Origin of the sequence: Paenibacillus sp. JCM 10914 (assembly GCF_001315105.1) — a bacterium.
Taxonomy (GTDB): Bacteria; Bacillota; Bacilli; order Paenibacillales; family Paenibacillaceae; genus Paenibacillus_AQ.
Genome location: NZ_BAZR01000017.1, coordinates 1 through 24,438, shown reverse-complemented (window position 1 = coordinate 24,438; position 24,438 = coordinate 1). Strand labels below are relative to the sequence as shown.

General features: G+C 49.7%; 25 protein-coding genes, 1 tRNA gene, 2 pseudogenes and 1 riboswitch. Of the genes and pseudogenes, 9 read left to right on the top strand and 19 right to left on the bottom strand.

All coding sequences use genetic code 11. The annotated features are described in order from the left end of the window. Positions 1-161 precede the first annotated feature (161 nt). Both JCM10914_RS17705 and JCM10914_RS17700 read left to right on the top strand, forming a co-directional pair. Complete coding sequence (locus JCM10914_RS17705; RefSeq protein WP_023963459.1) at positions 162-1,304, top strand: class I SAM-dependent RNA methyltransferase; 1,143 nt, start codon at positions 162-164, stop codon at positions 1,302-1,304. 175 nt (positions 1,305-1,479) lie between these two features. Next, a pseudogene (locus tag JCM10914_RS17700) lies at positions 1,480-3,410 on the top strand (LTA synthase family protein). Positions 3,411-3,504: 94 nt separating this feature from the next. Here JCM10914_RS17700 and JCM10914_RS17695 read toward each other — a convergent pair. The 6 genes from JCM10914_RS17695 to racE all read right to left on the bottom strand — a co-directional run bounded on the left by JCM10914_RS17695 (position 3,505) and on the right by racE (position 7,123). Beyond that, positions 3,505-3,771 (bottom strand): hypothetical protein, encoded by a 267-nt coding sequence (locus tag JCM10914_RS17695; protein WP_023963457.1) that lies wholly within the window; start codon positions 3,769-3,771, stop codon positions 3,505-3,507. An 80-nt stretch (positions 3,772-3,851) separates the two neighbouring features. Next, positions 3,852-4,073 carry a DUF1450 domain-containing protein gene (locus JCM10914_RS17690; RefSeq protein WP_023963456.1) on the bottom strand — a complete coding sequence of 74 codons (222 nt, stop codon included), beginning with the start codon at positions 4,071-4,073 and terminating at the stop codon, positions 3,852-3,854. A gap of 31 nt (positions 4,074-4,104) precedes the next feature. Beyond that, positions 4,105-4,407, bottom strand: coding sequence for an iron-binding protein (locus tag JCM10914_RS17685; protein ID WP_023963455.1), 303 nt, complete (start codon positions 4,405-4,407; stop codon positions 4,105-4,107). A gap of 103 nt (positions 4,408-4,510) precedes the next feature. Beyond that, positions 4,511-4,783, bottom strand: a complete 273-nt coding sequence (locus tag JCM10914_RS17680) for a hypothetical protein (protein WP_023963454.1) — start codon at positions 4,781-4,783, stop codon at positions 4,511-4,513. 116 nt (positions 4,784-4,899) lie between these two features. Beyond that, positions 4,900-6,105 (bottom strand): M14 family zinc carboxypeptidase, encoded by a 1,206-nt coding sequence (locus tag JCM10914_RS17675; protein WP_036718844.1) that lies wholly within the window; start codon positions 6,103-6,105, stop codon positions 4,900-4,902. A gap of 211 nt (positions 6,106-6,316) precedes the next feature. Next, positions 6,317-7,123: a glutamate racemase gene (racE, locus tag JCM10914_RS17670; protein WP_023963452.1), complete on the bottom strand. Its 807-nt coding sequence runs from the start codon at positions 7,121-7,123 to the stop codon at positions 6,317-6,319. A 245-nt stretch (positions 7,124-7,368) separates the two neighbouring features. On the opposite strand from racE, the gene JCM10914_RS17665 reads away from it, so the two are divergent. Further along, positions 7,369-8,469 carry a nitric oxide synthase oxygenase gene (locus JCM10914_RS17665; RefSeq protein ID WP_023963451.1) on the top strand — a complete coding sequence of 367 codons (1,101 nt, stop codon included), beginning with the start codon at positions 7,369-7,371 and terminating at the stop codon, positions 8,467-8,469. 46 nt (positions 8,470-8,515) lie between these two features. Here the strand turns inward: JCM10914_RS17665 and JCM10914_RS17660 are convergent, their stop codons facing one another. The 5 genes from JCM10914_RS17660 to JCM10914_RS17640 all read right to left on the bottom strand — a co-directional run bounded on the left by JCM10914_RS17660 (position 8,516) and on the right by JCM10914_RS17640 (position 11,915). After that, the gene (locus tag JCM10914_RS17660) at positions 8,516-8,881 is read right to left on the bottom strand and encodes a YtxH domain-containing protein (protein ID WP_023963450.1); all 366 of its coding nucleotides are present in this window, start codon (positions 8,879-8,881) and stop codon (positions 8,516-8,518) included. 16 nt (positions 8,882-8,897) lie between these two features. Further along, complete coding sequence (locus tag JCM10914_RS17655) at positions 8,898-9,350, bottom strand: DUF948 domain-containing protein (RefSeq protein ID WP_023963449.1); 453 nt, start codon at positions 9,348-9,350, stop codon at positions 8,898-8,900. A gap of 200 nt (positions 9,351-9,550) precedes the next feature. After that, entirely contained in the window at positions 9,551-9,973 is a 423-nt protein-coding gene (locus tag JCM10914_RS17650) for a DUF86 domain-containing protein (protein ID WP_023963448.1), read from the bottom strand. Between the two features lie 43 nt (positions 9,974-10,016). Further along, positions 10,017-10,304, bottom strand: coding sequence for a Dabb family protein (locus tag JCM10914_RS17645; RefSeq protein WP_036718842.1), 288 nt, complete (start codon positions 10,302-10,304; stop codon positions 10,017-10,019). A 177-nt stretch (positions 10,305-10,481) separates the two neighbouring features. Beyond that, complete coding sequence (locus JCM10914_RS17640; RefSeq protein ID WP_023963446.1) at positions 10,482-11,915, bottom strand: NAD(P)/FAD-dependent oxidoreductase; 1,434 nt, start codon at positions 11,913-11,915, stop codon at positions 10,482-10,484. An 83-nt stretch (positions 11,916-11,998) separates the two neighbouring features. After that, positions 11,999-12,098: riboswitch (purine riboswitch) on the bottom strand. 292 nt (positions 12,099-12,390) lie between these two features. Between JCM10914_RS17640 and JCM10914_RS17635 the strand changes: the two genes are divergently transcribed. After that, on the top strand, positions 12,391-12,987 hold the full coding sequence (locus JCM10914_RS17635) for a helix-turn-helix transcriptional regulator (RefSeq protein WP_023963445.1): 597 nt from the start codon (positions 12,391-12,393) through the stop codon (positions 12,985-12,987). 119 nt (positions 12,988-13,106) lie between these two features. Next, the gene (locus tag JCM10914_RS17630; RefSeq protein WP_023963444.1) at positions 13,107-13,301 is read left to right on the top strand and encodes a hypothetical protein; all 195 of its coding nucleotides are present in this window, start codon (positions 13,107-13,109) and stop codon (positions 13,299-13,301) included. Between the two features lie 122 nt (positions 13,302-13,423). On the opposite strand, the gene JCM10914_RS17625 is transcribed toward JCM10914_RS17630, so the two are convergent. The 3 genes and pseudogenes from JCM10914_RS17625 to JCM10914_RS17620 all read right to left on the bottom strand — a co-directional run bounded on the left by JCM10914_RS17625 (position 13,424) and on the right by JCM10914_RS17620 (position 14,958). Beyond that, positions 13,424-13,507, bottom strand: a tRNA-Leu gene (locus tag JCM10914_RS17625). Between the two features lie 96 nt (positions 13,508-13,603). Beyond that, positions 13,604-13,896 (bottom strand): annotated as a pseudogene (locus JCM10914_RS28490) (RNA polymerase alpha subunit C-terminal domain-containing protein). An 81-nt stretch (positions 13,897-13,977) separates the two neighbouring features. Then, positions 13,978-14,958 carry a copper amine oxidase N-terminal domain-containing protein gene (locus JCM10914_RS17620; protein WP_036718839.1) on the bottom strand — a complete coding sequence of 327 codons (981 nt, stop codon included), beginning with the start codon at positions 14,956-14,958 and terminating at the stop codon, positions 13,978-13,980. A 136-nt stretch (positions 14,959-15,094) separates the two neighbouring features. Here JCM10914_RS17620 and JCM10914_RS17615 point away from each other — a divergent pair, with 136 nt between their 5' ends. After that, positions 15,095-15,775, top strand: a complete 681-nt coding sequence (locus JCM10914_RS17615) for a lysoplasmalogenase (protein WP_023963442.1) — start codon at positions 15,095-15,097, stop codon at positions 15,773-15,775. A 91-nt stretch (positions 15,776-15,866) separates the two neighbouring features. Here JCM10914_RS17615 and JCM10914_RS17610 read toward each other — a convergent pair whose 3' ends face one another. From JCM10914_RS17610 to JCM10914_RS17590, 5 genes are all read right to left on the bottom strand, one after another. After that, positions 15,867-16,580, bottom strand: a complete 714-nt coding sequence (locus tag JCM10914_RS17610; protein ID WP_023963441.1) for an MgtC/SapB family protein — start codon at positions 16,578-16,580, stop codon at positions 15,867-15,869. Positions 16,581-16,620: 40 nt separating this feature from the next. Beyond that, positions 16,621-17,226 (bottom strand): glycerol-3-phosphate responsive antiterminator, encoded by a 606-nt coding sequence (locus JCM10914_RS17605; RefSeq protein WP_036718811.1) that lies wholly within the window; start codon positions 17,224-17,226, stop codon positions 16,621-16,623. A gap of 92 nt (positions 17,227-17,318) precedes the next feature. Further along, positions 17,319-18,113 (bottom strand): HAD-IIA family hydrolase, encoded by a 795-nt coding sequence (locus JCM10914_RS17600; protein ID WP_023963439.1) that lies wholly within the window; start codon positions 18,111-18,113, stop codon positions 17,319-17,321. A gap of 82 nt (positions 18,114-18,195) precedes the next feature. Continuing rightward, entirely contained in the window at positions 18,196-19,968 is a 1,773-nt protein-coding gene (locus JCM10914_RS17595) for a glycerol-3-phosphate dehydrogenase/oxidase (protein WP_023963438.1), read from the bottom strand. A 237-nt stretch (positions 19,969-20,205) separates the two neighbouring features. Then, positions 20,206-21,063 carry an AraC family transcriptional regulator gene (locus JCM10914_RS17590; protein ID WP_023963437.1) on the bottom strand — a complete coding sequence of 286 codons (858 nt, stop codon included), beginning with the start codon at positions 21,061-21,063 and terminating at the stop codon, positions 20,206-20,208. Between the two features lie 126 nt (positions 21,064-21,189). Here JCM10914_RS17590 and JCM10914_RS17585 point away from each other — a divergent pair, with 126 nt between their 5' ends. The 3 genes from JCM10914_RS17585 to JCM10914_RS17575 are packed head-to-tail and all read left to right on the top strand — an operon-like array spanning position 21,190 to position 24,028. Beyond that, the gene (locus JCM10914_RS17585) at positions 21,190-22,248 is read left to right on the top strand and encodes a Gfo/Idh/MocA family protein (RefSeq protein WP_023963436.1); all 1,059 of its coding nucleotides are present in this window, start codon (positions 21,190-21,192) and stop codon (positions 22,246-22,248) included. Further along, positions 22,245-23,102 carry a sugar phosphate isomerase/epimerase gene (locus JCM10914_RS17580; protein WP_023963435.1) on the top strand — a complete coding sequence of 286 codons (858 nt, stop codon included), beginning with the start codon at positions 22,245-22,247 and terminating at the stop codon, positions 23,100-23,102. The genes JCM10914_RS17585 and JCM10914_RS17580 overlap by 4 nt, the downstream gene beginning before the upstream one ends. A 29-nt stretch (positions 23,103-23,131) precedes the next feature. Further along, positions 23,132-24,028 carry a sugar phosphate isomerase/epimerase gene (locus JCM10914_RS17575; protein ID WP_023963434.1) on the top strand — a complete coding sequence of 299 codons (897 nt, stop codon included), beginning with the start codon at positions 23,132-23,134 and terminating at the stop codon, positions 24,026-24,028. Positions 24,029-24,438 lie beyond the last annotated feature (410 nt).

Here is a 24,438-nt window from a genome sequence, read left to right as displayed (position 1 = left end):
TGAAGTGCCTCCTTATTCTTAATCGCATGACTGCTTTCCCGTTCAACCTCACGAAACCTATCATATGATAATTGTCTTAGTTAATGCAATCGCCTATACTATATAGATTGAACTGGCGGCGTCCATCGCCGTACACATGTTAAATGGAGTTGACATCGTTAATGCCTCGTTTACAATTGATCGCGACAGCCCCGATGGGGTTAGAAGCTGTCGTAGCCCGCGAGCTCAAGGAGCTTGGCTACACCGATATGGAAGTAGAAAACGGCCGGGTTACCTTTTCAGGTGATCTCATCGATATTTGCCGCTGCAATCTGTGGCTCCGCACATCCGATCGCATTCTCGTCAAGATGGGGGAGTTCAAGGCCCTTACTTTTGACGAACTGTTTGAAGGAACGAAAGCACTCCCTTGGGAAGAATGGATTCCTGCGGACGGCGAATTCCCGGTTGAAGGGCGTTCGCACAAATCCCAGCTTAGCAGCGTTCCTGCCTGTCAAGGTATCGTGAAAAAGGCGATTGTAGAGAAGCTGAAGCTCTCTCACCGTACAGAATGGTTCCCTGAGGATGGCCCCCGTTATGTGATTGAAGTGTCACTGCTTAAGGATCGCGCCTTGCTTACGCTCGATACGACAGGACCAGCGCTTCACAAGCGCGGCTATCGCAAGCTGGTTACGGAAGCCCCGCTGAAGGAAACCATGGCCTCGGCTCTTCTACAGTTAAGCCGCTGGGGACCTCACCGCCCGCTCTATGATCCATGCTGCGGCTCAGGCACCATCCTGATTGAAGCGGCATTGCTTGCGTGGAACATCGCTCCCGGCCTGCGACGCTCCTTCCCGTCCGAACAGTGGGACATCATTGGAGATCAGCGGTGGGAGGAAGCTCGTGAAGAGGCCTTCGATGCAGTCAAGGACGATATTCCGCTATACATCGCAGGAAGTGATATCGATCCGAAGGCGATCGAAGTAGCCAAGGCCGCGGCCAAAGCAGCGGGGCTCGGCGGAGAGATTGACTTCAAAGTGCTGCCTGCAGCCAAAGCTATTCCAGAGGGAGAATTCGGATGCATCATCACGAACCCTCCTTATGGCGAGCGCTTGAGTGAAAAGGAAGAAGTGGAGCGTCTGATCCGGCAGCTCGGCTCCGTCACCCACTCGCTTTCGACCTGGTCATTCTTCGCACTCAGCCCGACCAAGCAGTTCGAGCACTACTTTGGCCGCAAAGCGGACAAGCGCCGCAAGCTGTTTAATGGCCGTATTGAATGCCAGTATTATCAATACTTGGGTCCGCTGCCTCCACGAAACCGGGAGTAGCGTCAAGCTGATGCCGCCTGCAGGCGGCATTTTTGCTATCCGCGTGCATTTGAAATCTCACCAGGTATAGCTATAATAAGTACATCTTTATCGCTTGTATGGTTCTACTGTAAAGGAGGCTACATACTTGCTCTCATCCCATCACAGATTGGACTTGCGGGAACGGGCTGCCCGAATGTTGCATTATCGGCATACTTCATACTTCCTGTTCCTTATATTCATGATGTACAAGTTAATTTTGCTAGACCATCAACTTCACTTAGCCAATATGCGATTGAATCTGGTCGATTATGTGATTGCAGTCGGTTCGCTGCTGGTCATCTCATGCTGGACCTTATGGTTGCCCCCAAGAGGAAGACTAATAGGGCTGACCCTGCTGAATCTGCTGTGGACGGCCATTATTTATGCAGATCTCATCTACTACCGCTATTTCGAGGATTTCATTACGATTCCCGTATTAATGCAAGCCGGCCAAGTCGGATCCCTAGGGGGCAGCATACGCTCTCTGATCCAGTGGGGAGATCTGCTCTTCTTCATCGACTGGCTCATTCTGATCCCGTTAACCGTTTATATCCTATTTCGGGGGAAAGCTCCTACGTCGATCGGTTACAGCATGCCTGGAGAAACCCGGCGTTTACGTCGCAAGACCCTGTTCCGTCGATTCCTGATCGGAGGACTTGTACTTCTTGCAGGCTTGGCCATGACGGTCCTCCCGATCAAAAAAGCTTCGGACACTTGGGCAGTCGGCCTGTTCGAAGGTAACTGGTGGAACGTTACCCTGTACAATGTGACCGGGCTTATCGGGTTTCACGGCTACGACCTGTACCGGTATAGCAGAGATCATCTGATCGGACCCCCGAAGCTGGCCGAGGAAGAGCTGCAGGAAATCGAGCAATGGTTCAGTGCCAAGCAGCGTCAGGCCACAGACGCTGGCCCACTCTTTGGCAAGTATAAAGATAGCAACGTGATTATGATCCAAACCGAGGCGCTCATGAACTTCATCATCGGCCGTTCGATTGGTGGTCAGGAGATTACGCCTAATTTCAATAGACTGATGGACGAGAGTCTTTACTTCAGCAATTTCTATCATCAGACCGGCCAGGGCAGAACCTCGGACGCCGATTTTGTCACTCACAGTTCCTTGCTACCGCTGCCGACAGGATCCGTGTTTACGAGATATGCGGATCGGCAATGGGATACACTACCGGAGATTTTAACAGAGCGGGGATATGCCGCTAACGTATTTCATGCCTACGACAGCAGTTTCTGGAACAGGACGACCGTCTACCGGGAGATGAATTACGATCGCTTCTTCAGCAAGAACGATTACGAATTGAATGACATTTTGGGCTGGTCATTAAGCGACAAGGCATTTTTCGAGCAATCCATGGATTATATGAAGGACATTCCCCAACCGTTCTACTCCTTCCTGATTACGCTTACCAGCCATCATCCGTATGATATTCCAGCACATGACCGCACGCTGGATACGGGTGAATTCGAAGGAACGATGTTCGGGGATTATCTGCATTCCATTCACTACGTGGATGAAGCTTTCGGCGAATTGGTCACTTCGATGAAGGAACAGGGACTATGGGATCATACGATCCTACTCATCTATGGAGACCATGATAATTCCATCAAGGAGCAAGCATTCTATGAACGCTTCCTCGGGCGTGAGTTAAACGCGCTCGATATGGAGCAGATTATGAATCAAGTGCCTCTGCTCATCCGCCTTCCCGGCGGCACCGAAGGACAAGAATTTGCTGAAGCCTCGGGCATGATGAACATCACGCCCAGCATCCTCCACCTGCTGGGGATACCCGAAGAGCCTTACTACTGGATCGGAGGTCATCTATTCGATGACCGGGAACGCCTGATCCCACTGCGCAGCGGGGTATTCTCCAATGCCGAGGTGTTCTATCTTCCTTCGGAGACCGCAGGGCTTGAGGGCGGAACCTGTTATGATCTGGGAACCGTGAGCCAACCGATATTGAAGCATGCCGCGCAGGTTACGAGGAGACGCAGAAGCAGTTGCGAATATCAGATCAGGTTATCACCTATGATCTGCTCAAGCAGTTTAAATCGGAGCCTGGTGTCGATTAAACCTATTTCTTCAACCCGAAACATTACCGCTACAAGCACAAAAAAACTGTCCCACCACATAACGTGGCGGGACAGTTTGCACAGGATCAATACACTACCGGCTGGTTGAACGAAGCTTAGACAGACGCTCCTGTTCCTCACCTAACAGTTCTTCGGCCAATTCAACAGCATTCGGATTTCCGTGTTCCATCAGTTGGCCCACAGCGTTCTCCGTATGAGACAACGCGTTCTCTGCCTGCTGGACCAATTCATCCGACGGATGTGACATCGCCGAGGAGACGGCGCGGTGCAGTTTCTCAATCGAGTCTAATGCACTGTTGCTCGGGTTGTTGGAATGAAGACTGGAATCGTGACTGTTCATGTATAAGCTCCTTCCATGATGTAGGCTCCTATTGCTCTCTTAGCATGGATGGTCGCCTTAAGAACTATACATGATACAAGCTACTTCACGAACGGCAATGCCTTCGCCAGGACTTCATCTTCCGTCGGTGCGCTGACATATCGTCCGTTAATATAAATAAATGCACGTTTGCCGCATGGGCCACAATACGATTTGCAGCCGATCTTAATATCGGCGCCGGGGACCATCTTCTGGATTTTGGGAATGATCGTCTTCAATCTGGTATGTCTGCATTTCTCACAGACGCGAATATCGTTAGCCATTAATAATGCACCCTTCTTTGCCTGACGCTGCCTAGTGGTCGCCGTGATTGCCTTGGGATGGATTTGTAATCACAAATCCCTCTTCCGGAAAGTAAAGATAGTCGATCTTCACGCCATCCAGGAAAGGTTGTCCCACCTCCAGAATCACATCGATCTCTTTGTCCGTCGATACCACGACATCGGTGTCCTTCGGTGTATCCAGATCAAGTCCGTAATGGGCATGATCGCCATGTGCATGGGTAACTACGACGCGCAGTTTCTTGCCCTGATTCTCTTCCTTGTCCAATTCTCGCTTTAACACTTTCGCCGCGTTACGGGTTATTTTACATTTCACGTATATTCATCTCCTCACGGATGGTTCATTCAATATGTTATTGTAGACCTCCGTCGATATTTGCGCAAGCATCCTTGCATGATAACCAGATCGATTTCATGGATTATGCACGCCTGACAACACCCGGATGCTCTCTGAGAATGTGCGGGTATTTACGCTCGACTCTGGCTACGAATCCGTTCATCAATAGCATGGTAAATCCGATATCGTCAATGGGTACCAGTGGCATAATATCTGGCAAGACCCAGTATAGTAGAGCGGGAATCACGAATAAGAGCTTATCCCCTAGCTTAACCTGGGAAGAAACCAAATAACCTGATATCCGCTGAAATACATGTGTCCAGCGCCGAAGCGACCATAGTCTCCTCCACTTCATGGTAGTTCCCTCCTTTATCATGTGTACGAAAAGAGACCACTGCCTTCATATTCCCTCAGCAGCGGTCGTCTCTTAAATATAAGATACGTATACATTGAACTTGGGTTTCGGATTGTTCATTCCAGTGACATAAACGCCGAGAGGATACTGCCTACTTCAACACACAAATCTTCGAAATCTGCAAGCGGCAGCGGATTAATGCCATTACCGATCTCAACCGTAAAGCCAGGCCTGCGAAAATGTTGGATGAACCAGTCCTTGTAGCCGGCATCGCTGCCATGCAGCTTGACCGGGCGGTAGCCTCCTGCTTGGCCCAATATCCGTGCCATCGCTTCGCTCTCCGGAGGCTCGTGCTCTCTGTAATTCCAATAGATTTCTTTTCCCTGACTATGCAGTGATATGACCCGCTCCGGCGATATTTGCAGCGTATGTTCATGCAGTGCCTGCGCTTCCGGCTCACAAAGCGGCGACACCCCTGTGTAATCTTGAGGGGACGGCGTCTGTTTGCCACGACGCTGGCTCTCCTCGTCCCAGTGGGCCGGGAATTGGTCGCCGAGATCCACCCCGCGAATATTCGCTTTCCATCTGCGAAAGTCCTGACGATTAGTATTCCATTGCAGTAACTGTTCATAATACCGATGCGCAGGCCCAACACCCTCTTGCACGAGTTCCACCCCATCGGGATTCGCCATCGGCACGATCCATAACGTGTATTGATCATACCATGCCTGAGGATCATGTCCATACACGGCCCTATCCTGCGTTGATAATGCGGATGCATAATCTTCAACAAATCGCATCAGGCAAGGAGTTGTCATCCATTCATTCGCATGTAAAGCCGCGTTAATATGAAGCCGCTTGCCGCCAACCCCCACTCGGCCAGCATGGATCGGTTTACCGAGGACACTCGTTCCGATCCTGCTCCAGGTAACGGATGGATAACGCTGCTTCATTCTCCTCACATCACGATCAAGCTCGGCTGGTCCGTACTCTCCGGATAACGTGATCAGATGATTGCAATCGGAGATCGGAAGCACAATCGATTTTCCATGAGGCAGATGGCTGACGGACAAACCAGAGTTTAATTCAACCAGAGCCTCACAGCTGAATCCGAATGTGGCCGCGATGCTCTCAAGTGTATCTCCCTCTTGAATCACATAACGACGGCGTAAAGAAGCAGGGATATAAACAATTTGTCCCTGACGTAAATAGGACTGCTGGGCTGCCCATGGGTTCGCTGTTATCAACTGTTCGAACGCCAGACCATGTCTGGCCGCTACACGACTTAAGGTGTCGCCTTTCTGTACGACATATTGCTGCATGATAGAGTTCCTTTCCGCGGCAGGGCCGCCTCGATTAGCGTCCATACCATATATATGAGCAGCCGGTTGTCCATCATGTATTCGATTAAAGTACGATTGGCCGGAGTACAACGCAGCAGCAACAGCCAATTCCCAAACCTCCATCTCAAAACAAACAAGCCGAACAAGGCTAATCCCTTGTCCGGCCGGAATGTGACAACTTAAGGATGAATCACAACTTGGTAATCTGCCATACGACCGGTGTCCGCTTGATATGGTCACCGAGCCAGTCTGAAGCGATGCTCTGAAATATGACCGGATCGCCTGTACAGAAGAATTGATGAACCGGGCTTTCCTCACTGCTGGCGAGCTGGCCTTTCTCATACAGGATCGTGCTCACTTCCCGGGCCGTTTCATCAGCGGAACTGATCAGCTTAACCTGAGATCCCATCACCGTCTGAATCGTGTCCATGAGAAAAGGATAATGCGTGCATCCTAGAATTAGACAGTCAATCGACGATTTTCTCATCTCTACCAGAGAATTTTTGACGACTTGCAGAGCTCCGTGTGATCGGAACAAACCATGCTCTACAAGCGGCACTAACTCTGGGCAAGCCTGGCTCTCCACCTCAACATAAGGCGACAGCTGCTTTAGAGCCGCGGTATAGGCTCCGCTGCCGATCGTGCCGACTGTACCGATTACGCCAACCATGCCTGTCTTGGTAGCACTAATTGCCGCACGCGCTCCCGGATGGATTACGCCTATGACGGGAACCGGCACTTTGGATGAGATATAATCAAGCGCTGCCGCAGTAGCGGTATTACAAGCGATCACAATCATTTTGGGATCATACTGAATGAGATAATCCACAATCTGTTCCGTAAATAAACGGACTTCTTCCGGTGTACGGGGTCCGTAGGGTGCGCGGGCGGTATCTCCGAAGTAGATGATTTTCTCCCGCGGGAGTTGTCTCATCACTTCTTTGGCGACCGTTAATCCTCCCACACCCGAGTCTAATATCGCGATTGCTTGCTGCACGAACCCACCGCTTCCTTCTTATCAATTTCATCATTAACTGTGATACCATATGTTCATTTCCTGCGAAATGTACCTAAATCTTAACCCATTTCCCCGACTGCCATCAACAAGGGTTCTATCACGCTAACGCTCAAGATCTCCCATTGTTCATGTAATTGTAGGACTCTGGCACCAATTGATGCCGTCTTTCCGGTTATACTAGGATAGAATGAAACTGTTAGCACAGCAAAGGAGCGTTGCAATAAATGAGTGACAACATACAGCCTCATTCCTTATACCATCAAGCCAGGGAATTCATACAAACATGTTATGTAGAGCTTGGTTATACTTCAGCACAGATCGAAGCGCGCCTGCAGCATATTCGGGCCGAGATCAACCAGCACGGTACCTATGAACATACGACCGAAGAACTGATTCATGGGGCCAAAATGGCATGGCGCAACAGCAACCGCTGTATCGGCCGCTTGTTCTGGGACCGCCTCCAGGTTCGGGATGCGAGACATCTAACGGATAGTAATGACATATTCCAGCAGCTCCTGCATCATATTACAGACGCTACGAATAATGGAAGAATCATTCCGACCATCACCATATTCAGACCCGAGCGCCCTGGGGAAGAACCGCTCCTCATTAAAAATCATCAGCTGATTCGCTATGCCGGCTATGAATCACCCGATGGATATGTCGGAGATCCTGCATCCGTTGCCTTTACCAAGCAATGTCTACAGCTCGGATGGCAAGGGGACTTAACTGATTACGATATTCTCCCGCTTGTGATCAAACAGGGAAGCCATCCGCCGGAGTGGATTCCGCTGCCTCGATCCAAGGTGATGGAAATCCCGCTGGAGCATCCCGATTGGGCGGCTTTCGCCGATCTGGGATTACGCTGGTATGCCACGCCGATCATCTCGGATATGCTGCTTGAAATCGGAGGCATCCGATATACGGCTGCTCCGTTTAACGGCTGGTACATGGGTACCGAGATCGGTGCCAGAAATCTGGCCGACAAGGAACGTTACAATAAACTTCCGCTTGTCGCCAAGTTGATGGGCCTGGACACAACTAGCGAATCGACACTGTGGCGCGACCGTGCGCTCGTGGAATTAAATTACGCCGTACTTCACTCGTACAAAGCTGCAGGGGCGAGTATCGTAGACCATCATACGGCTGCGCATCAGTTCGGACTGTTTGAACAGCATGAGCAGCGAGCTGAACGTGAGCTTACCGGAGATTGGAGCTGGCTCATTCCTCCTGTATCTCCGGCGACAACGCCCATTTTTCATAAATCGTACAACAATGAAATCAAGTCGCCGAATTTCTATTACCGAGACGCAAGCTTATCATAGGACAGCGTAAAGCCGGGGATCGCAAGCACCCCGGCTTTGTCATGTATTAATCTTGATCTTTAACAGCTTCCACTATGTCAAACTCTTCTTCCTCAAACTCCACTTGGAAGGACGAGGACGACACTTGTGCAATCTCTTCGTCAGCCAGCCAAGATTCCTTACGGTTACGCCAGGATTGAATTTCCGAGATTACATTTTCCGCACGATCGGTAACGATTCCGATGAAGTTGACGCCCTGCTCTCCTACCTTCTCTGCCGCTTCCGATACGATGCTGCCGATCTCACGAGCACCGTCTGCAATATCTTCACGAAGTTCTTTGCCTGATTTCGGCGCCAGAAGAAGCGCGGTGACGGAACCTGCTACACTGCCGATCAATACGCCCCACAGAAGTCCTTTGCTCTTCTCTTTCATCTTCTCATCTCTCCTTCTATTTCGCTTGCCCCTTATCGGATTTCGAGGTGAAATTGCTCCATGTGTGCCATATCGTCATTCCGGCATCCACCCACCGGAAGATCTCCCCGATCTGCCGTTCATTCTCGAGGCGAGCACGTTCCAGATGCTCAATGGCGGTTATGGAGGCTTTTTCCCCAACAGTCTGAACCGCATTAGCCGTCTTGACCACTGCAGCCGCAGCATCACTCATCGATGCCGTAATGGCCTCGCTTGTGGCTAACTGCCTCTGAACCATCGTCAGGGCCTGGGTTGACTGCTCCAATACAACAGATGCTTCTTGAGCCAGTTGAGCACTGTCTCTTGCCAAATCGCCCAGTACCCCTTCTGCTTGTCGCACCAGCCGTTTGACGGACAGCAGCACCCATACTGCGATCACCGCCAGAAATACAAAGGCTGCTGACGCAATCAGCACGCTCCACTCTGCCATGGGAATCCCCCTTCCATCCGACCGGGCGAATGCCTAGTCGCTTGATGCATTATAAGCAGGATGGGCTTGTCTTGACACAGCATCCGACATTTTTATTTTGTGTGCATCACATGGACTTGCAGTCAAGAAAAACAGACCTTCCAAGATCCAACTTGAAAGGCCTGCCCTATAATAAAATCGGTATGAGATTGAAAGAGCTCTTAGTACATCTCGTTCTTCACATATTCACGAACCTCGGTTGCGAACTGTTCCAATATGTCTGGCAGTGACGCTGTGAGCGGATGCAGGGACTGTCGATCCCAATCGTAATAATCCTGAACGAGCGGCTTGCGCAGCCGCACCAATTCCAACAGTACGGCATGGACTTCGGATGGGAATACTTTTTCTTCATGATTAATATCCATGATATCCTCGTAACTGCTTGCATCCCGCATAATAAATCCATCAATTAAGTAACTGCCGACATCTGTCACAATTTCAATCGCGAGGTGAAGCCCGCGTTCCTGAACGAGACCATAGACGAGTCCTCCATCCCAGGACTCCGCCGCTGTACGCAAGCCGGCAGCAATGTCAGGTATGGCGTTAAGTCGACGCTCGATTTGCTCTTGATTCACATAATACACTGCAAAAATCTCCTTCAGCTTGAAGTTTTATTAAATCAAAGGACTACACTTCAAAATCAACGCTTAGTGTATGATCCTTAACCGTATTAATATAACGAATGACTTCCTGATGTACAGGGTGGACGGCATAAGCTTGCAAATCTTCCAGAGAGTCGACTTCAACGATGAGTGCAAGATCATAGGATCGCTCTGAACGAACCACGTCCGCGCCCGCTGTCAGTGATCGCAACATCGGAATCTTACCGTCCATATCCAGCAGAACTTGTACAGTCTTCTCGATGTTCTCTGGCGTAGGCTCTTTCAATTTAAAGAACACAATATGTTTAATCATCATCCATTCCTCCATCTCGCATGTATGTACACTCCTGTCTATCATAACCCGTTCGCCAAAAAAAAGAAATCGCTCTCACCTTACTGTATAGAGACAGCACGCGCCATCTCCATCGAATATGACAACAAAGGGACCCGCCTGGATACTATGCAGGCCGTGCCCCTTCATTTCATAAAATCACTGTATTTGGTCTAACATATTGCGTGCAATCCATACGCCTGCTGCTCCAGCCTGGGCAAGGCCGCGCGTTATACCTGCACCGTCACCACCGCAGAAGAGTCCCTTGATCTCCGTTTCAAACGTTTCGGTCAACTTGGGCCGGGCTGAGTAAAATTTAGCTTCTACGCCATAAAACAAAGTATGTTCAGACGCAATCCCGGGTGTTACCTTATCCAATGCATCCACCATCTCAATCAGGCTCTTCATGGTGTTATATGGCAGCACCAATCCGAGATCTCCAGGCACCGCCTCTTTCAGGGTTGGTTCGAGAAACCCTTCACGAATACGGCCATCCGTCGATCGACGGCCACGCAGAACATCGCCGAATTTCTGCACGATGACCCCGCCGCTGGACAGATCATTTGCTCGCTTGCAGATCTCTCTTGCATATTCATTTGGTTTATCGAACGGCTCTGTAAACCTGTGGGAAACAAGCAGCGCAAAGTTCGTGTTAGTCGACCCCAAAGCCGGATCCTTGTAAGAATGGCCATTGGCCGCCATGACGCCGCTGTGGTTCTCTACCACAACGTGCCCGGAAGGATTGCTGCAGAACGTGCGCACCCGTGTACCGACTGAGGTATTAAAGATGAACTTCCCTTCATATAGATGCTCATTAATCTCTCGCATGACAACATCCGATGTTTCAACACGCACCCCGACATCAACCTGATTGTTATGCATGCTGAGTCTTCGTTTCTTCAGGATGCTGGTCAACCACGCCGATCCATCACGTCCTGGTGCAACCATGACCAGATCCGCCTCATGCACCTCGCCGCCTTTCATCGTTATGCCGGTGACCCGATGAATGCCATCCTCTTTTACCGTAACCAGATCCTCGACCTCTGCCCGAAAGGCCATATCGATTCTCGGTTTCAGATATTCATATATGGATTTCAAAATCTCAAGATTCTGCTCTGTACCGAGATGCCTTACCTGTGCGCGCAGCAGCTTAAGACCAGCCGCATAACCTCGCTTCTCAATGCTGGATATTGCAGCGGTTGTCGGATCTGTAATGGCTGGTGTCGCACCATGCTCCAGATTGATCGCATCCACGTATTCAATAAGTTCCTTCACCTTGGAGCCAGGCAAGTAATCGGTCATCCAGCCCCCGAATTCAGTTGTAATATTAAATTTCCCATCACTATAAGCGCCTGCCCCTCCAAAACCAGCGGTAATGGAGCAGGCCGGAAGACATCCTGCAAACTCCTTGCGACCAACGGCCGGCGGACAAAGCTTGATTTTCTCCTCCAAGATCGGGCAGCTTCTTCGGTAAATATCATGTCCCTTGTCAATGAGCAGCACTTTGCTGCCAGGTGACTTCAATGTAAGCTCGTAACTTGCGAATATTCCAGCCGGACCGGCCCCAACAATGATCACATCATATTTACTCATCGTATCCCCCTGTTAGAAAAATAGTGAGGCTCAAAGCACATCCTGTCCGCAGGCACAAAAAAATTCCTGCTACGTCAATAGGTATGCCTGGGCACCCTATTCGTAGTCAGGAATTTACGGTTCCTTGTAGAAACCCCCGAACCTTATTCTCAGGGATATACGAATAAAATCTGAAGCGTCATATCATAACAACACTCATAATATAATTGTCGCACACGAATATGTCAAGATAAAACGCAACTAATGTACGTGTTTGTTATGATTTATATTCAATAAATTTGAGTATAGAGAATAATCATATCATAAACACGAACATTAATAGAGACCCAGATAACATATGCCATGTTCCTCAATACTCGCTTATTCAAGCTGACATATCATGTAACAACGAAATGGAAACAAATGTTTAACGTTTAGCTATTGAAAAGTGAGTGTCGAATCATGTAGTATTGTGTTAAAAAAAATCGGAGGAATTATGCCTACACATCTGCAGCAAGAAAAACACTCCATTGAGGCGTGGTCCCTGATCAATCGTAAATACTTGGGAAAAGGTGTGCGAGTCAAGCGCTTTCGTCGGCCGACCCGCTGCCAGGTCAGAAACCGCGTCTTGCTTGCCATCCTGATGGCAAATGATATCAAACTGTCACAATTAGCCGAGGAACTCGGTGTATCATCGCGCAGCGTCAGTGCCTGGGTATATGAGGGAAGAGTTCCCGGCAAGAACAACCTTGAAAAGGCTTGCAGCTACCTCGGCTATCCACGACATATTCTGTTCAGGGAAGAATTGCTGGAGCAATCGCCATTAATTTGCCAACCTGCACCTTCTCGATTCATGAAGCGCACATTGACCCGCTCACCGGTCAGTAATCGTATTCTTACCGGGTTATGCATGGTACATGACTTGTCCGTTAGCGATGTAAGCCGCTGGATCGGCGTCCATCCCGGCACCTTCCGCAAATGGCTGCATCAAGGCACCGTACCGTCTGCGGCGTTCCAGGAAAAGGCGGAGCAATTCTTCCGTATTCCTAAAGCCGTACTGTTCGCGGATTGTGTATTGAAGAAAGATTCTTAAACGATCATTGCTCAGCACGCCGGATTTGATCTGGCTTCTGCTGAGCTTATTTTCTGTAAAGGCATAATGTGAACAGATAAGGGAATACAAATAACATCGAGGATCGAGGTGACGAAAACATGAAAAAGCTACGTCATAAGGAGATTGGCGGAGCACTGGGATTACTGGCCGGAACAACCATGGGAAGCGGCATCGGATTTTTGCTCAGTTGGCATTCCTACAATCTGATTGTCCTAGTCTCCCTCTTTGGCTTTATCGGTTTGGCAGCAGGTCGTTGGGCTGGTCCCCGCATCGTATTTAAAGAGTTTCCTTAAACTAAACTGTATAAAGCCAACTGCTTCTCGATGTTTCGTCAACCCGGAAGCTTAACTGTATAGCCAATATAAAAATGGTTCGTAATTGCCTTAGCAATTAGAACCATTTTTAATGAGAATGATGCGGTCGAGAGGACTCGAACCTCCACGGGGGTTAGCCCACACGGACCTGAACCGTGCGCGTCTGCCAATTCCGCCACGACCGCATGTTATGTAAGTCGTGATCAATTTGATCACCGTAATTAAGAGTATATAACGCCTAGATTTAAATAGCAAGCATTTTTTTCGGAATAAGAATGGGCCTACTTCTTAAAGGATAATCCCTCCGATTTCAACGCTGCTCGCAGTTTAGGCAGGGATGCTGGTCCCATCCCGTGTAGCTGCAATATTGCCTGCTCGGTGCACTCGGATAACTTCTCCAGCGTTGTAATGCCATTATGCTCTAGAGCACGTCTTGCCGGTGCCGAGAGCTGTAACAGAAACCCACTCTCCGGTCTGCGGTCTTGCTCGCACTTCGGCAGGTGGGACAGTCGCTGCTTTTATAAAATTGATGTCCTTTGCTGCATATTTTTAATGTAGGCTTCGAGTCCGCCATATGATACCACTCCTTCTTCACACGGTAAGCCAAGACCGCGATCAATTCACGGTCTCGGCTTCGAATACAACTCTGAACCAATTAAATCGTCCACTGATCATGAATAATACCGGATAATACCCACGTATTGCCTTCCTGTTGGAACACCAGTCGCAGACTTTGCCAATCGATACCGCCATAGTCCGGATGAATGCCGTCAAAGTAATATTCAACGAGGACAGCATCGGGGTACTCGGCACTCGCATTGTTGATGGAATTCCCTTCGCTCCTGGATTGATTATAACCGATCCAATCCGCGTTGGCGAAGTCGCTTGTATATACAAACTTATTGAAATATTCCTCGAAGTTCATCGAGATCGGTTCACCGGTGCCATCGTACTCGCCCCATTCGTAAACCTGACGATGATCGAATCCTTGACGCAGCTGTTCTTTGGTTAATGTGATATCTTGTTTACGATCAACATAGGCATAAGGGGAAAATGTGATTCCCTGAGCGTGCGCCAACTCCGCAAGCTTGTCGAAATCCTTATGTTGAAGCGCCGTAATTGCCTGCTTGGAGATATCAGCTGTGGCAGACTTCGCTTCCCCAGGATGAAGTGCTGGATAGATTGCGGCCGATTTGGCTGCATTATCCCAGGTTATCGTTCCCCCCAGACCTTCAGCGGCGTAACGAAGTGGAATATAAACCCGGCCTTCGCGCAGCATCGGTGCTGCGTCAAGCCGCACGGTATGGTCATCCATGACGGCATCCAAACTTCCCACTGTATAACGGGCCGTGTGGCTGCTGTTGCTTACGGTAGCGGTTTGCTCCGCTTGATTCCAGCCGATTTGCGCTCCCATGCCTGTTGATACAGTACGGAATGGCACCATCACCCTCCCTTGATGTACAAAGGCAGGCGATTCTTGCAGCAGTCTTCCTCCGTTAACAGTAATGTCAATCCATGGGGATGGGGGATTTTCGGCCGCAGCGACATTCGGACCGCCAACGTGTACACCGCTTGTCATGATCATCGCTCCTGTTGTTATCCCTGCGATCAGCAGCTTTCCCAGTCGTCTCTTCATGTTGATCACGTCATCACCTCCGTTGTTTATTTCTTATTGGTCTATACCCGCTTATCAGGATTACTTAACAGGATAATATGCTGGCTATGCAGAATATTTAATCCAATACCATTATTTATGTCGGGAGGATTTCTGCTTGAAAAAATGGATTTTACCTGTCATCATCCTGGTGATGAGCATCCTGTATATTTTCTTTATCCCATCGGATCCGATGGCTGTCAAGTTGTTGTTCAAAGTTATCCCCATGCTGCTCATTATCGCCTATGCCTACTTGCATTTTCCTTCCAGGAAGTCCATAGTACACCCCCTGCTGCTCATCGGTTTGTTCTTCTGCATGATTGGCGATGCCACCCTCATCTGGTTCATCGTTGGCCTCTCTGCCTTTCTGATCGGACATTTATTCTATACAGCCGGGTTCCTTACGCAGTGGCGTTATTCGCTCCTCAGACTGCTCAGCATCGTTCCTATTGCGATATATTCGGCTTGGATGGGCATTCAGCTCGTATCCTCGCTTAAGCTGAATGGGCAAGCAGAATTGATCATTCCTGTTATCGCTTACATTACGGTCATTTCCCTCATGCTCTGGTCGGCGGTAATGACAGGTAATCTATGGGCGACCTTCGGAAGCCTGCTGTTCGTTATATCCGATTCGATTCTCTCTTGGAATATGTTCGTGTCCGGCATCAACCATTCCGGCATCTGGATTATGACCACTTATTATGCTGCCCAATTCCTGATCGCTTCCAGCGTACGTACGGGTACGGTAGGTCAGGGAAAAAGAACGGATCTTAAAGGTCCTATCATCTCTTCGATCTAATGAAATTAACGCGCAGAACCAAAAATGTCGGTGCGGGGATACCCTGCACCGACATTTGTTTCATTTCATCCAGTTGCACCAGCAAGCATGATCAGTCCCGCCAATTCATGCGTACCTGCTTGATGCCCTCCACCTGCCATAGCTTCTCGAATAACGCATTGATTCCTTTGCTGTTGAACGAGTATACCCGAAATTCCATCGTAACCCTGGTAGCGTCATCTTCCGCCGTGTCATTATTCACGATCATGCCTTCAACCGTCATATTCGCCTTCTGGAGCAGTTCCGTGATCGTGCTGACATGAACCGGCTGATCCCCCGTCTCGATAATGATCTTCAAGCTGCCGGACTTCTTGATGAACAGAAATCGGGATTCGATCTTATTCAGCACGAGTGTACTCAGAAGCACCACAGCCGTTGTCGTCACGGCCGGCCAATAGAAACCCGAACCGACGCTGAGGCCGATCGCGGCAGCTACCCATAGCGTTGCAGCCGTTGTGAGTCCGGAGATAATATGGTTGGTCCGCCGCAGAATGGCACCGGCTCCGAGGAAACCGATACCGCTGACGACTTGGGCTGCCAGACGAGCAGGGTCAAATCTCGCGTTGGGATGATCCATCAGCGCAGAGTCAAAGCCATAGATGGAGGTCAGCATGATCAGCGTTGCCCCGACCGACACCAACAAGTGAGTCTTCAGCCCCGCCTGTTTATTCCTGCGTTCGCGCTCCCAGCCGATCAAACCGCCCAGCAAGGCAGCCAATAATATTCGCGTTAGCATGGTTTCCGTGTTTAGATGAAATATATCCACTTCTGATCTCCACCTTTTTCATAATTAAGGCGGTTCTTTGCTATCCCATATGTTCATCCTGCCAGCGCCACAGTTCCTTGCTGGAAGTCGATATGCCAATGACACCGCTCTTCAGAGCGGTATCGAAATCCTCGAGATCGATCATCAATCCCCCGGCAATAACCGGTACGTCCACCTCGGCTCTAATTCTGTCCATAATGCGCTGACATACCATGCCTGGGAGCACTTCAATCGCATCCGGATTGGAGGCTTTGATCATCTTGATTCCGTTATCAAGCGACACCGAATCAAACACGAATAAGCGCTGAACCGTCAATAAGCCTAATTTTTTCGCTTCAATAATAGCCGTATTTTTCGTTGTGACAATACCGTCGATGCCTACCTTCTCTGCTAAATAGGCTACCCCTGTCTTATCTTTGCCAATCCCTTCAATCAGATCAAAATGCACGAATGAAAGCTTGCCCGCTTCCCTGATCTGCTCCACAATCGACTCAATGATAAAAATATCGGTCTTCAGTATAAATACGATATTCGACTCGGTTGCGAGTACGGAGGACAATTCGTCCGCATTCATTAAGGATGTAATGATGGGTTTTCGTTTTAAGCAATAAGTAATTCGTTGAGCTCCTTCTACACTGGTCCTCATGTCTTCACCTCTTTGCCAAGATCAACCTCTCCGATTCTCCCGTTGAACTGGCATATTTTTGTTGCTGTTTCAACTTAGACTGCGTCTCTTCATTAGGTTTGCTTCAAAGTACTGTTAAGATAGATGTCGTGAACCGAGTTTATCACATAAGTCGGCTTCACCGTGCTGGTGTTGAGATCTTCCGGTACGGACACGCCAGTGAGGACGAGTGCCGTACTCATACCAGCTTCATTCCCCATGCGAATATCCGTTTCCAACCGGTCACCCGACATCAGACAATCCTCCGCCTTCACTCCCAAAATATCAATCGCAGTCAACGCCGTCAATACAGAAGGTTTGCCCATAATCGTCGTAATCTTGATTCCGGCCGTTCCTTCAATTGCGCCAATCATGCCGCCGCAATCCGGAATATCACCGCCAGGCATCGGGCACGTTCGATCCGGATGCGTGGCGATCACCTTTGCACCACGCTTGATAGCCTGGTAAGCGAAATTTAAATGCCGATAGTGGAACTCCCGGTCCCAGGACACGACAACCATATCCGTTTCTTCCGGGGACTGTGCAAAATCAATCCCATTAGCCAACAGTTCATTCTTCAGGATGTCTTCACCGATGACATAAACCTTTGCCCCCGGGTGATGCTGCTGCAAGTAGTGAATGGTGACCAGCGCTGGGTTTAGTATATTCGTCAGCTCGACCTGAATGCCAAGCTTGGCTAGCTTCTTCAAGTAATTTTCTCTGGAATCAATCGTCTTGTTCGTCAAAAACAGCAGTTTCTTACCCAGACTTTGCAGATAATGAACAGTCTCAACAGCCCCTTCAATCGCCTCTGATCCGAGATAAATCGTACCGTCCAAATCGAAAATATACCCTGAAAAATGATCCATGCTCGTTCTCCTCTGCTCTGCAATCTGTAATTCAATGTAATATTTGACAAGGTTTCAAAAAATAAAAAACGAATGCTTCTTGTTACGAATGGGTGGCTGAGATTATGGAATCGTCATGCGGCTTCTCCCGTGCCATCAACTCGTCGTGTCGATCTTCATGGTCGAAATAACGCGAATCCCCTTCGGAACGACTGCTCTCGGCAATTCCCCAAGTCATCTCCAGCAGATCCTGAAGGATCATCCATTGCCGCTGTTTTTCTTCCGAATTCCAATCCAACATCTCACCCATCATCTCCATCAACGGTACCGCGCACCGCTCGGTTCGCTGACGATCGAAGAGTACCCAGCCCGTTCTGCGCAATAGAAAGTCCAGCGCGGTCAAGGTCATCTCATGCTCGATCGAGTACGATATTTCAGCACGAAGCAAGGTGAGTTCCGTCGTCTCCTCGCGTGGCACCACTCGAAATATTCGCAGTATTTCTTTCGTGTTAGCACCATACCTCGATATCAATTTGAGAATGTCATTCGATTGAATGCCGAGCATTCTGCCTTGCTTCGTGAGAATCTCTTGGAATTGATGGAGGGACAACCCCTCCATGTCGCCGCCGCTGATGTGCGCTCGATTTGTCGTACACGGAGGATAAATCGCTCCGTTCGTGTCTTGAAAGTGCTTCGCCACCATGTTCACGACTCTCTCTGCCATTTTCCGAAACCCGGTAAGCTTACCGCCGGCAATGGTGATCAATCCGGAATCGGAGGAGAACAATTCATCTTTTCTCGAAACTTCTGAAGGATTCTTCCCTTCCTCACGAACAAGCGGCCGAATGCCTGCCCAGCCCGACTCGATGTCATGCACGCCGAGCACGGCATCAGGGAATGCAGCGTTGACTGCATCGATTAGATAACGCCGGTCTTCGTCTGTAATCCCAGGCGTCTCCAAAGCACCCTCATATACCGTATCCGTCGTCCCGATATAGGTCTTGCCATCCCTCGGAATCGCGAAGATCATCCTGCCGCCGGGTACATCAAAATAAGCAGCTTGTGATATAGGCAGCTTGGTATGGTCGACTACGAGATGAATCCCCTTGGTTAATAAGAGCCGCTTGCCGTGAAGGGACTGATCCATCTGACGTACTTGATCCACCCACGGACCTGCAGCGTTCACGATGACCTTGGCGAAAATTTCGTAGTTCTTCCCGCTCATCCGATCCATGGCACGGACACCAATCACTTTCCCCCCGCGATAGATGAATTCCATTACCTTTGCATAGCTGGCAACAATCGCCCCTTTGGCCCGCGCTGACTTCATGACTTCCATCGTCAGCCGTGCATCGTCCGTCCGATATTCATAATAATACCCCGATCCCTTGAGTCCTTCTTTACGAAAGAGGGGTTCGAGGGATAACGTCTCCTCGCGCCGAAACATCTTTCGGCGTTCTTGCGGCTTTACTCCAGCCAGCTTGTCGTATAGATACAGACCGATGGAACTCGCCAGATAACTATACGTACCGCGCTTATAGACGGGCAGCAGCATTGGAATCGGTTCGACCAGATGAGGAGCGCTTCGATGAAGCAGATCCCGCTCTTGGCCAACCTCTCGCACGAGACCAATCTCCCCTTGCTTTAAATATCGGAGACCTCCATGAATCAACTTCGTTGATCTGCTGCTTGTTCCAGAGGCAAAATCATTCATCTCCAGCAGTCCGACCAACATCTCCCGGGATGCCGCATCCCAGGCAATTCCAGCCCCTGTGATTCCGCCACCGACCACAAGTAAATCCAATTGCTTCTGCGACATTTCCTGCAAATAAGTAGTCCGCTGCTTGGCGGATAAACCTGAAAAGCTTGTGCTCATTGACATTCTCCTCTCTGCTTCTGACATGAAGAGTTATCCACGGCTGCTATTCATTCTCCGAAAAAGGCTAACAAAAAGAGAACCGCTCCGGCTGAATGCATACCAAACCATGTACGCATTTAAGCTAAAGGGTTCTCCGTTATCTCCGCCACTTTATGCACTAAATATGATTATTCATTATATGCCGACTTTATGATTATGTCTACCATAATCCTGTTTCTTAGCGATCGACCAGACTTACTTCTTCCGCAGCGCCGAAGGCGCCATCTGCTTATATTTCTTGAAGGTCCGGCTGAAGTAATAAATATCCTTGAAACCTGTGGCCGTCGCAATCTCGGACACGGTCAAGGGGCTTGAGCGCAGCAGAAAATCCGCACGATTGAGCCTTGTCTCGTTCACGTATTCGGTAACGGTTCTGCCGCTGATCTCCTTGAATAACCGACTGAAATGATAGCGACTCAATCCAGCCATCCCGGACAGCAACTCCACGGATAGTTCCTCACGATAATGCTCTTCGATATATTTGAAGATCGGCGCAAACCGCTCCACGTTCTTCATCCGTTCCACGTACTCATCCTGCGTAAGCACGGTAGCTACATAACCGCGAAGCAGCAAGGTCAAGAGCCGATACAGTTCCGATTTAATCGCCAGCTCATAACCGAATTCCCGCGCCTCAAGCTCCTTAACAATCGCCAACATCGAAGCACGTGCATCGTCCCCGTTAATCTGGTTGGCGAAGAGCATCCGATTCTGAGTGATCGGAGTAATGAACTTCATCTCCGGGGCATCCAGCGAATGGCTTTGCAGTAACGAGAAATCAGCAATTAACGCATAATAAAACAAATGCTCAGAGAGGCTGATTCCATAGTGCAGCTCATTGCGGTTCACGACAATCAAGTCGCCCGCCTTCACATTGAAGGTAGAGGAACCGCATTCAAGCGTTGCTTCCCCTGAGACAAAATATAGAAATTCGAGATGCTCATGCCAGTGATGGTTAAACAATACCTGACCCCGGCCAGCGTAATCGCAGCGATGTACCTTGATCGGAAATTGAGGATCCGGCATGGTCATCGGTTCACGCAGTGTATAGTCCAATGCTCTGGTCTCCTTCCAGCAAGACAGCATAATTGTACAAACAAACAGCACGGATTATCATGGTGTCTTCCACTAAAAGCATTATAATACGAAAGTGTAATGCAGTAAATTCAGAGGAGTGAAATCATGAAATTGATCAACGTTGGCGTCATCGGTACAGGCTCGATCTCTGCTATGCATTTGCAATCCTATCAAAAACATGACGGAGCGAACCTGCTCGCCGTCTGTGATTTAAATGAAGAAAGAGCACAGCGTGCGGCTGAAAAGTACGGCGCTTCGAAAGTGTACACCGACTATCATGAGCTGCTGGCCGATCCGGAGATTGATGCCGTCAGCATCTGTACATGGAATAATACACATGCAGAAATCAGCATTGCCGCACTTAACGCAGGCAAGCACGTTCTGGTAGAGAAACCGCTCTGCCGGACGGTGGAAGAGGCTCTGCGCGTACAAGAAGCCGTTAAGTCCTCAGGCAAACTGCTTCAGGTGGGCTTTGTTCGGCGCTATGATCCGAACGCACAAATGCTGCGTGAGTTCGCAGACAAGGGAGAGTTCGGGGAAATTTATTTTGCCAAGGCGTCTTCCATCCGGCGCTTGGGTAACCCTGGCGGTTGGTTCTCTGACATTGAACGTTCCGGCGGCGGCCCGCTGATCGACATTGGCGTACACGTAATCGACTTATGCTGGTATATGATGGGACGTCCGAAACCGGTCGCTGTAAGCGCTAATACATACCGGAAACTCGGTAACCGCTCGAATGTGCGCAACCTCTCCTTCTATCAAGCCGCCGATTACGATGCGGAGAAGAACACCGTTGAGGATATGGCGAATGCGATGATCCGGTTTGAGAACGGTGCTTCCTTGATGGTTGACGTGAGCTTTACGCTTCACTCGAAAGAGAATCAGCAATCGGTTAAATTGTTTGGCGATAAAGGCGGATTTGAGATCGATCCTGAAGTGGTGATCGTTACGGAGAAGCATGACACCATTATTAATATCGAGCCTCAAACCGATAACAAAGGTTTTGACTTCGACGCCGCTTTCCAAAGCGAAGTCAATCATTTCATCAGCAGCATCGAGAACGGCACTTCACCTCTCAGCCCGGTTGAGGACGGCGTCGAGATCATGAAGATTCTGTGCGGCATTTACGAATCTGCCGAAAAAGGAGCTGAGGTGCTGCTATGAAACTTGGAGTAAGCTCATACAGCCTCTATCAAGCTATGAATAAAGGTGACATGACGATTACCGATGTCATCGATTACGTAGCCGAAATCGGCGGAGAGCATATCGAGATCGTTCCGCTTGGTTTCAACCTACAGGAAACCCCGGAGCTGATCGATACAATTAAATCCCATGCCGCTGCCAAAGGTCTTGAAATCTCCAACTATGCGATCGGTGCCAACTTCGCCGAGCTGGATGATGCGGCCTACGAAGCGGAGATTGCCAGAGTGAAGAGTGAGGTGGATATAGCGGCCGCGCTTGGCGTCAAACTGATGCGTCATGATGTCGGTTCCTCCAAGGACCTCTCCATCACTCACTTTCTTCAAGAACTGCCGCGTCTGGCGAACGCCTGCCGGATCATCGCTGACTACGCAGCGGAACGAGGAATTACGACCAGCGTGGAGAATCATGGGTTTTTCATTCAGCACAGCGACCGGGTGAAAGCTCTGGTACAAGCCGTGAATCATCCGAATTTCAAGACAACGCTGGACGTCGGTAATTTCCTATGTGCGGACGAGATTTCCACGGTAGCCGTGGCGAACAACATCGGCCTCGCGTCCATGGTGCATTTCAAAGATTTCTACTATCGTCCCGCGAAACGGGTGCCTGGGGCAGGCTGGTTCAATTCTTCGAGCGGCAACTGGCTGCGCGGTGCGATCGTAGGTCAAGGCGATATCGATATGCCGGAAGTGATTCGTATCGTGAAGGAATCCGGATATGACGGCTACATCTCGCTCGAATTCGAAGGGATGGAAGATTGCCGCATTGGTACGAAATTCGGCCTTGATTATATTCGTAAGGCATGGAGCGAAGTATAACCTAAACCATATTGAAGGAGGAATTCTACATGTCGAGACCTATTATGCCGAACAAAATCGGCGTTATTGTTGACAGTTTTCGGGTTGGTGTACGGGAAGGACTGGTCAAAGCACGTGAGGTCGGAGCCGACGGCGTCCAAATCTACGCCGTTAGTGGCGAGATGGACCCGGCCAACCTCTCAGCTTCCGCACGGAGAGAACTGAAGGATTATATCGATTCGCTCGGGCTTGAAATCTCGGCGCTCGTCGGTGATCTCGGAGGTCATGGATTCCAGGATCCGGCCGAGAACGCTGCCAAAATCGAGAAATCCAAGCGCATCATGGAGCTCGGACTTGAGCTTGGCACGAACATCGTAACCACGCATATCGGCATCGTTCCGCACGATCAGAACAGCCGTGTGTACGAAACGATGCACACCGCCTGCTCGGCGCTCAGCACGTTCGCCAACTCGATGGATGCCTTCTTCGCGATCGAAACCGGACCCGAGCCGTCCGCGCATCTGAAGTCGTTCCTCGACGGACTTGGCTCGAACGGCGTATCCGTCAACTTCGATCCAGCCAACATGGTGATGGTGACCGGTGACGATCCGGTTCAAGGCGTATATAACTTGAAGGATTATATTGTCCACACGCATGCCAAGGATGGCATCAAGCTTGTTGATTACATCGACCCGCGCGATGTGTACGGTGATTTCGGTTACGAGGCTCCGGCGCTCGATCATGACAAGATGGCCGACATGGCCGAGTCCGGTGAGAAATTCCGCGAGGTTCCGCTCGGCGAAGGCGGCGTGGATTGGAACGCGTACCTTCAAGCCCTTAAGGATATCGGCTACACAGGGTACTTGACGATCGAACGCGAAGTGAAGACGAGCCCTGAGGCGGATATCAAGCTCGCTGTAGACTTCCTGAAGAAATTCAGAGCGTAGATTTATCGAGGTTGTCTCAAATGTAGGGCAGCCCGCTTAATGAAAGCAATCGGGGAAAATAAATGACGGTGCCTAGGAAGGAAATTCCTGCACCGTCATTTCTGGTTTTCGTCCATTGCCGCCTTCTTAGCAATCAGCCTTCCCTGCTTTCACATGGGTTGGCTGCACCTTCACGGGTCTAACCGCGACTTTCAAGCGCCACAAGTCCCTCTTAGGGACTTGCATCCTTCTATCTGCCACTTTCACGTGCCACAAGTCCCTCTTAGGGACTTGCATCCTTCTTTCTGCGACTTTCACACGCCACAAGTCCCTCTTAGGGACTTGCAGGCTTCTATCTGCCACTTTCACGTGCCACATGTCCCTCTCAGGGACTTGCATCCTTCTTTCCGCTACTTTCAAGCCGCCTCACT

Coding starts and splice junctions, on each gene's coding strand:
- JCM10914_RS17690 (WP_023963456.1), bottom strand. CDS start 4,073: ATGGCTAACGATATTCGCGTCTGTGAGAAATGCAGACATACCAGATTG.
- JCM10914_RS17585 (WP_023963436.1), top strand. CDS start 21,190: ATGAAATTGATCAACGTTGGCGTCATCGGTACAGGCTCGATCTCTGCT.
- JCM10914_RS17620 (WP_036718839.1), bottom strand. CDS start 14,958: ATGAAGAGACGACTGGGAAAGCTGCTGATCGCAGGGATAACAACAGGA.
- JCM10914_RS17605 (WP_036718811.1), bottom strand. CDS start 17,226: ATGAGGACCAGTGTAGAAGGAGCTCAACGAATTACTTATTGCTTAAAA.
- JCM10914_RS17635 (WP_023963445.1), top strand. CDS start 12,391: ATGCCTACACATCTGCAGCAAGAAAAACACTCCATTGAGGCGTGGTCC.
- JCM10914_RS17680 (WP_023963454.1), bottom strand. CDS start 4,783: ATGAAGTGGAGGAGACTATGGTCGCTTCGGCGCTGGACACATGTATTT.
- JCM10914_RS17705 (WP_023963459.1), top strand. CDS start 162: ATGCCTCGTTTACAATTGATCGCGACAGCCCCGATGGGGTTAGAAGCT.
- JCM10914_RS17675 (WP_036718844.1), bottom strand. CDS start 6,105: ATGCAGCAATATGTCGTACAGAAAGGCGACACCTTAAGTCGTGTAGCG.
- JCM10914_RS17640 (WP_023963446.1), bottom strand. CDS start 11,915: ATGAGTAAATATGATGTGATCATTGTTGGGGCCGGTCCGGCTGGAATA.
- JCM10914_RS17600 (WP_023963439.1), bottom strand. CDS start 18,113: ATGGATCATTTTTCAGGGTATATTTTCGATTTGGACGGTACGATTTAT.
- JCM10914_RS17655 (WP_023963449.1), bottom strand. CDS start 9,350: ATGGCAGAGTGGAGCGTGCTGATTGCGTCAGCAGCCTTTGTATTTCTG.
- JCM10914_RS17665 (WP_023963451.1), top strand. CDS start 7,369: ATGAGTGACAACATACAGCCTCATTCCTTATACCATCAAGCCAGGGAA.
- JCM10914_RS17580 (WP_023963435.1), top strand. CDS start 22,245: ATGAAACTTGGAGTAAGCTCATACAGCCTCTATCAAGCTATGAATAAA.
- JCM10914_RS17695 (WP_023963457.1), bottom strand. CDS start 3,771: ATGAACAGTCACGATTCCAGTCTTCATTCCAACAACCCGAGCAACAGT.
- JCM10914_RS17630 (WP_023963444.1), top strand. CDS start 13,107: ATGAAAAAGCTACGTCATAAGGAGATTGGCGGAGCACTGGGATTACTG.
- JCM10914_RS17660 (WP_023963450.1), bottom strand. CDS start 8,881: ATGAAAGAGAAGAGCAAAGGACTTCTGTGGGGCGTATTGATCGGCAGT.
- JCM10914_RS17575 (WP_023963434.1), top strand. CDS start 23,132: ATGTCGAGACCTATTATGCCGAACAAAATCGGCGTTATTGTTGACAGT.
- JCM10914_RS17595 (WP_023963438.1), bottom strand. CDS start 19,968: ATGAGCACAAGCTTTTCAGGTTTATCCGCCAAGCAGCGGACTACTTAT.
- JCM10914_RS17645 (WP_036718842.1), bottom strand. CDS start 10,304: ATGATTAAACATATTGTGTTCTTTAAATTGAAAGAGCCTACGCCAGAG.